The sequence below is a fragment of the Bacillus cereus group sp. MG1 genome (assembly GCF_040460035.1).
In the GTDB taxonomy this organism is placed as follows: Bacteria; Bacillota; Bacilli; order Bacillales; family Bacillaceae_G; genus Bacillus_A; species Bacillus_A cereus.
In genome coordinates, this window is record NZ_JARVGY010000001.1 from 2,255,001 (window position 1) to 2,262,500 (window position 7,500).

Below are 7,500 nucleotides of genomic sequence, written 5' to 3' on the forward strand. Positions count from 1 at the left end.
ATACATGGTAGACACTGCAATCAACGGCGAAGAAGCCTTGCATTTATTTAATCAAAATAAATATAACCTCGTTATATTAGATCTTATGATGCCCAAAATAGATGGAATCGAGGTATGTAAAAAACTTAGAGATAAAACTAACGTACCTATATTAATGCTCACAGCTAAAGATCACGAAGTTGATAAAATTTTAGGCTTAAGCATTGGTGCTGATGATTATATTACGAAACCTTTCAGCATTCACGAAGTAATTGCACGAGTAAAAGCTCTTATGCGGCGTTTTTTAGTTCTCGGAAGTAACAATACTGCTCAAGAAAAAACCACTTTATCTTTTAAAGGACTAACTATCAATTTAAATACATACACAGTTCATACAAACAAAGAAGAAATTAGCTTAACCGGAAAAGAATTGGAACTGTTAAAATTCTTTACTTCAAACCCAGGGCAAGTATTTACAAAAACACAGCTCTTCCGAAATGTGTGGGACGATAATTATATAGAAGATGACAATACCGTTATGGTACATATTCGAAAACTTAGAAAGAAAATAGAAATTGACCCTTCCAATCCAAAATTCATTCAGACTATATGGGGAATTGGTTATAAGTTTGTAGGTGAAAAGCTTGAAGACTGATAAAACCCTCTTCCTTATTTCATTACAACTTATCATTTGCGGGATTTTAAACATACAAATGGGTCCAAGATTAAAAATGTCTTTATTTATTATCCTTATCTTAATTACAATTTATCTCTTCTTTTCAAGAATACAATTCATTCAACATCGTAAAGCAATGGATACTAAATTAAGTCGTGTACTAAAAGGAAACTTACAAACGAGATTATTCACAAGCAATGACCACTCATTACATAATATCGTTTTTTCAATAAACGAGCTAATAGCTAAATTAGAGCAGGTTCAGATTGAAGCCAAAAGATCCGAGGAATCCAGAAAACAACTTTTGTCTAGTATCTCCCACGATATACGAACACCACTCACCTCCATAATCGGATATATAGATGCTTTGAAAGACGGAGTTGCTGCTTCTGAAATAGAAAAACAAGAATATCTTAAAATACTCTATATGAAATCAAATAACTTAAAGCACCTAGTTGATGAAATATTCAATATGGCGAAGCTAGACGCTAATGAATTTCCACTAAAAGAAGAAGAACTCGACTTTTCTGAAGTTACTAGAGAAGTTTTGATTGAATTTTTACCTGAGCTCTCAAAACATAACATCGAACTGCAAATTCTCATACCAGATTCTACTTGTCCTATCATCGCAGATCATCTAAGCATTATGCGGATTATCGGTAATTTAATGAAAAATGCAATTTATTACGGAAAGGATGGGAAAACAATAGGAGTCGAACTGCTAGAAGCTGATGCAGAATACAAACTTCATATTTGGGATCAAGGCCCTGGTATTCCAAAACATGATTTACAAAACATATTTGAGCGAATGTACCGAAGCGAACAATCAAGAAACTCTTCATTTGGTGGTAGCGGTCTCGGACTCTCTATTTCTAAAGCACTCGTTGAAAAAAATGGTGGGCATATATGGGTTGAAAGTACTCCATGGAAACGAACTACTTTTGGCTTTTCTATTCCAAAACACAATACTTTTAAGAAATAGTTAAGAAATGATTAATATGCAGTTAAGCCTTCCTTTTTATGATGTAAGTAAGAACTTATAGAAAGCAGGTGTCTCCTATAAATACAATTATAAAAACGACTAACCTTACTAAAGTATATGGCAATCAAAAATCAGTAGATAATTTAAATATTAATGTTCAACAAGGAGAGATTTATGGCTTCATAGGCCGCAACGGTGCTGGTAAAACAACAACCATTCGTATGCTGCTTAGTCTTATAAAACCTACAAGTGGAACGATTGAAATATTTGGAGAGAACTTATTCCAAAATCAAAAAGATATTTTAAGCAGAATTGGTTCTATAGTTGAAGTTCCAGGATTTTATGAAAACTTAACTGCAAAAGAAAACCTACTAATTAATGCAAAGATAATTGGGGTTCACAAAAAGAATGCTATCGAAGAAGCATTAGAAATAGTAGGCTTGCAGCATGAGACAAAAAAGTTAGTAGGAAAGTATTCTTTAGGAATGAAGCAACGCTTAGGAATTGCACGCGCTCTTCTCCATTATCCTGAGCTACTCATATTAGATGAACCAACTAACGGACTAGACCCTATTGGTATTAAAGAAATGCGAAAACTTATTCATTCTTTAGCTCAAGAAAGAAATATAACAATACTCATTTCTAGTCACATATTAGCCGAGATAGAACAGTTGGTCGATCGTATCGGAATTATTCATGAAGGAAAGTTACTAGAAGAAGTTTCTCTTGATACGCTGCGCAAAGCAAACCGTAAGTACATAGAGTTTCAAGTGAATAATGACGATAAAGCTGTGATGTTATTAGAAAATCATCTTCAAATTTTTGATTATGAAGTACATGATGAAGGAAATATTCGTATTTACTCTCATTTTGGACAACAAGGATACATAAACAGAACGTTTGTTCTTAATGGTATTGAAGTATTAAAAATGATGATAAGCGAAGATAGACTAGAAGATTATTTCACCAAACTAGTTGGAGGTGGAACAATTGGTTAATCTACTCTATACAGAACTCTTAAAACTAAAACGCTCTAATATGTTTTTAATTAGCATTATTGGTGCTGGTGTCGCACCTTTCTTAGTTGTAGTAGCCTCTTATATACATATAAAAACAAAACAGCCTACTCCAACTATTTGGTTCCATCAATTATTCACTGACGTTAACTTATATACTACTTTAGTTATAGGATTCCCCTTATATGGAGTAGTGGTTGCATATTTGCTTACCCGCGAATATGCAGAAGATACACTGAAAAATTTACTAACTATCCCCGTGTCGCGCATTAGCTTTATTATAAGTAAATTCATCATTCTCTTTCTTTGGATTATGATGCTAACTTTAGTCGCTTGGGCACTTACTTTAATATTAGGGCTATTGGGGAACTTCCCTGGCTTTAACATTTCTTTACTTTTAGGTTCTTTCCTAGAATTTTTAATATGTGGTGGACTTCTCTTTCTATTGTCTTCACCTATTGTGCTACTAACTCTTGTAATGAAGAGCTATGTACCGCCCATTATATTAACAGTCATTATTACAATGACTAATCTTATGCTCGTAAACTCCAAGCATAAAGATTTATTTCCGTGGACCGCTACTCTAGATATCGCAAATAACGAATTACAACCGACATATCCACCAGAGTATTCTTATATCATCATTGCAGTAACGACAATTTCCGGATTTATTGCAACACTATTCTATTTTAAAAAAGTAGACATTCATTAATTTGTAGGAGTGAAACTATGAGCGATATCATTATTGCCTTCATACTCGGTATTGTAGAAGGATTAGCTGAATTTTTACCTATATCCTCTACTGGCCATCTTATATTAGTCGGGCATTTATTAGGCTTTGAGGGAGAAAGAGCGAAAACGTTTGAAATTGTTATTCAGCTAGGCGCAATTTTAGCCATTGCAATTTTATATCATAAACGTCTCGTTTCTTTATGTAATATTAAGCCACTTCTACAGAAAGAAAAAAAATTCAACGCGTTCCATGTATTTCTTGGCGTATTTCCGGCAGTGGTTGCTGGTTTGCTACTACATGATATTATTAAAACATACTTATTCCAGCCATACACTGTTGTGATTGGACTTGTAGCAGGTGCAATTCTTATGCTCTTTGCAGAAGTAAAAAAGAAGGAGGCAGCAGCCTATTCACTGGACGATTTAACATACCGCCAAGCTTTAACAATCGGATTATTTCAGTGCTTAGCAGTATACCCTGGCTTCTCTAGAGCTGGCTCTACTATCTCTGGAGGTCTATTAGCAAAAGTAAATTATAAGACTGCATCTGAATTCTCTTTTCTAATAGCTCTTCCTGTAATGATTGGGGCTACAGGCTTAGACTTACTAAAAAGTTGGAAGTATTTAAGTGTCGATGACATCCCTATGTTTGCGGTAGGATTCATTACCTCTTTTATAGTAGCGATGCTAGCGGTAGTAACTTTTCTAAAGCTTTTAGAGAAGATAGGTTTAAAACCTTTTGCGTACTATCGTATTTTGTTGGCTATCTTATTTACGCTTTTCGTATTGCTATAGATTCATATAAGTCACATATTATTAAACTGATATTCAATTTAGAATATCAGTTTTTTCATCTATTTTAACTCTAGTATTACTCACTTCAATATGGCATAGTGATAATAAACTACCATTCATAATCTGAACGTTCTTTAAGTAACTACATCCTTTATCATAAAATGCAATTGGAAAATTAAAGATCCCATATATGTACAGAACATATTTACAAACTATATTCACTCCACATAGTATCTTTTTAATTTGCAACACACCGCTACAACTTTTAAATGAGTACAAAGACATACTAAATAAGTAAGTAAGTAAATTTCCTAGGAATTATAAAGAGACTAAATATGAATTAGAGTGAGGTAACGATAAAAATGAATCAATTAGCACAGACATATTGGGATACTTATTGGGGAAACAACAAAAAACCAGAATCTGTTACAGCTTGGCAATTTGGGGATGCCCCTAATTATCTTGCACAACTAGTAATTGACGGTATTAAAACCGCTACATGCTCCGGTCACATTTTTTATGAATTAGAACATGAATCACTACCGACTACTATTGATTATAGTATTATACTCAATAGTAATGATGAACCTGTAGCTATTATTAAGACAATAGAAGTAACTGTAACACCAATGAATGAAGTAAGCGAAGAATTCGCTATCGCTGAAGGCGAAGGAGATCGTACTTATAATTACTGGAGAGACACCCATGTTCGTTTTTTTACAAAGGAACTAAATGAGCTTGGTCTTAATTTCTCTGAAGATATGTTACTCGTCTGTGAGCGTTTTGAACTTGTTGATGTGAACAATAAAGTGAAATTTTAATAAACTGAGATTTACCAGCCATTCTTATTTTTATAAAACACAAAAAAGACGAGTCATTCTGACTCGTCTTAAAGTTGCTTGGCGACGTCCTACTCTCACAGGGACAAGGTCCCAATTACCATCGGCGCTAGAGAGCTTAACTTCCGTGTTCGGTATGGGAACGGGTGTGACCTCTCTGCCATCATCACCAAACTATTGAAGGCATATTCCTTCAAAACTAGATAACATTGCTTCATATTATATGGTTAAGTCCTCGATCTATTAGTATTCGTCAGCTCCACATGTCACCATGCTTCCACCTCGAACCTATCAACCTGATCATCTTTCAGGGATCTTACTAGCTTACGCTATGGGAAATCTCATCTTGAGGGGGGCTTCATGCTTAGATGCTTTCAGCACTTATCCCTTCCGCACATAGCTACCCAGCTATGCCCTTGGCAGAACAACTGGTACACCAGCGGTGCGTCCATCCCGGTCCTCTCGTACTAAGGACAGCTCCTCTCAAATTTCCTACGCCCACGACGGATAGGGACCGAACTGTCTCACGACGTTCTGAACCCAGCTCGCGTACCGCTTTAATGGGCGAACAGCCCAACCCTTGGGACCGACTACAGCCCCAGGATGCGATGAGCCGACATCGAGGTGCCAAACCTCCCCGTCGATGTGGACTCTTGGGGGAGATAAGCCTGTTATCCCCGGGGTAGCTTTTATCCGTTGAGCGATGGCCCTTCCATGCGGAACCACCGGATCACTAAGCCCGACTTTCGTCCCTGCTCGACTTGTAGGTCTCGCAGTCAAGCTCCCTTATGCCTTTGCACTCTACGAATGATTTCCAACCATTCTGAGGGAACCTTTGGGCGCCTCCGTTACACTTTAGGAGGCGACCGCCCCAGTCAAACTGCCCACCTGACACTGTCTCCCGGGTCGATAAGACCCGTAGGTTAGAATTTCAATACAGTCAGGGCGGTATCCCACCAGCGCCTCCACCGAAGCTAGCGCTCCGGTTTCAATGGCTCCCGCCTATCCTGTACAAACTGTACCAAAATTCAATATCAGGCTACAGTAAAGCTCCACGGGGTCTTTCCGTCCTGTCGCGGGTAACCTGCATCTTCACAGGTACTATAATTTCACCGAGTCTCTGGTTGAGACAGTGCCCAAATCGTTACACCTTTCGTGCGGGTCGGAACTTACCCGACAAGGAATTTCGCTACCTTAGGACCGTTATAGTTACGGCCGCCGTTTACTGGGGCTTCAGTTCAGAGCTTCGCTTACGCTAACCCCTCTCCTTAACCTTCCAGCACCGGGCAGGTGTCACCCCCTATACTTCGCCTTACGGCTTCGCAGAGAGCTGTGTTTTTGCTAAACAGTCGCTTGGGCCTATTCACTGCGGCTTTCCGTTAAGAAAGCACCCCTTCTCCCGAAGTTACGGGGTCATTTTGCCGAGTTCCTTAACCAGAGTTCTCTCGCACACCTTAGGATTCTCTCCTCGCCTACCTGTGTCGGTTTGCGGTACAGGCACCTTTTATCTCGCTAGAAGCTTTTCTTGGCAGCGGGGAATCAAAGACTTCGCTCCATAAGGAGCTTCCCCATCACAGCTCAGCCTTCACGATAAGCGGATTTGCCTACTTATCAGCCTAACTGCTTGGACGTGCACAACCAATCGCACGCTTCTTCTATCCTTCTGCGTCCCTCCATTGCTCAAACGATAAAGAGGTAGTACAGGAATATCAACCTGTTGTCCATCGCCTACGCCTGTCGGCCTCGGCTTAGGTCCTGACTAACCCTGAGCGGACGAGCCTTCCTCAGGAAACCTTAGGCATTCGGTGGACGGGATTCTCACCCGTCTTTCGCTACTCATACCGGCATTCTCACTTCTAAGCACTCCACCAGTCCTTACGGTCTGACTTCACTGTCCTTAGAACGCTCCCCTACCACTGATACCATTGGTATCAATCCGCAGCTTCGGTGGTGTATTTAGCCCCGGTACATTTTCGGCGCAGAGTCACTCGACTAGTGAGCTATTACGCACTCTTTAAATGGTGGCTGCTTCTAAGCCAACATCCTAGTTGTCTAAGCAACTCCACATCCTTTTCCACTTAATACACACTTTGGGACCTTAGCTGGCGGTCTGGGCTGTTTCCCTTTTGACTACGGATCTTATCACTCGCAGTCTGACTCCTAAGGATAAGTCATTGGCATTCGGAGTTTGACTGAATTCGGTAATCCGATGAGGACCCCTAGTCCAATCAGTGCTCTACCTCCAAGACTCTTACACTTAAGGCTAGCCCTAAAGCTATTTCGGGGAGAACCAGCTATCTCCAGGTTCGATTGGAATTTCTCCGCTACCCACACCTCATCCCCGCACTTTTCAACGTGCGTGGGTTCGGGCCTCCATTCAGTGTTACCTGAACTTCACCCTGGACATGGGTAGATCACCTGGTTTCGGGTCTACGACCACGTACTAAACGCCCTATTCAGACTCGCTTTCGCTGCGGCTCC

Annotated in this window: 6 protein-coding genes and 2 rRNA genes (2 of these 8 running past the window's edge); 6 read left to right on the forward strand and 2 right to left on the reverse strand. The window is 39.5% G+C overall.

The window, feature by feature from the left end; genetic code table 11:
• The 6 genes from QCI79_RS11550 to QCI79_RS11575 all read left to right on the forward strand — a co-directional run.
• On the forward strand, nucleotides 1–634 hold the 3' portion of the coding sequence (locus QCI79_RS11550; RefSeq protein WP_000651991.1) for a response regulator transcription factor. The gene continues 80 nt to the left of window position 1, outside the view; 634 of the gene's 714 nt are visible here — the last part of the coding sequence; the start codon falls outside the window, past its left edge; its stop codon occupies nucleotides 632–634.
• Complete coding sequence (locus QCI79_RS11555) at nucleotides 624–1,637, forward strand: sensor histidine kinase (RefSeq protein ID WP_000845334.1); 1,014 nt, start codon at nucleotides 624–626, stop codon at nucleotides 1,635–1,637. The genes QCI79_RS11550 and QCI79_RS11555 overlap by 11 nt, the downstream gene beginning before the upstream one ends.
• 68 nt (nucleotides 1,638–1,705) lie before the next feature.
• Complete coding sequence (locus tag QCI79_RS11560; RefSeq protein ID WP_000074580.1) at nucleotides 1,706–2,635, forward strand: ABC transporter ATP-binding protein; 930 nt, start codon at nucleotides 1,706–1,708, stop codon at nucleotides 2,633–2,635.
• On the forward strand, nucleotides 2,628–3,365 hold the full coding sequence (locus QCI79_RS11565) for an ABC transporter permease (RefSeq protein WP_000247716.1): 738 nt from the start codon (nucleotides 2,628–2,630) through the stop codon (nucleotides 3,363–3,365). Before QCI79_RS11560 ends, QCI79_RS11565 begins: the two co-directional genes overlap by 8 nt.
• A gap of 17 nt (nucleotides 3,366–3,382) precedes the next feature.
• Nucleotides 3,383–4,180, forward strand: a complete 798-nt coding sequence (gene uppP / locus QCI79_RS11570; RefSeq protein ID WP_001279960.1) for an undecaprenyl-diphosphate phosphatase UppP — start codon at nucleotides 3,383–3,385, stop codon at nucleotides 4,178–4,180.
• Between the two features lie 362 nt (nucleotides 4,181–4,542).
• Nucleotides 4,543–5,001 (forward strand): ASCH domain-containing protein, encoded by a 459-nt coding sequence (locus QCI79_RS11575; RefSeq protein WP_001072418.1) that lies wholly within the window; start codon nucleotides 4,543–4,545, stop codon nucleotides 4,999–5,001.
• A gap of 76 nt (nucleotides 5,002–5,077) precedes the next feature.
• Here the strand turns inward: QCI79_RS11575 and rrf are convergent.
• A 5S ribosomal RNA gene (gene rrf, locus QCI79_RS11580) occupies nucleotides 5,078–5,193 on the reverse strand.
• A gap of 49 nt (nucleotides 5,194–5,242) precedes the next feature.
• Nucleotides 5,243–7,500, reverse strand: a 23S ribosomal RNA gene (locus QCI79_RS11585) (it continues 664 nt past the right edge of the window).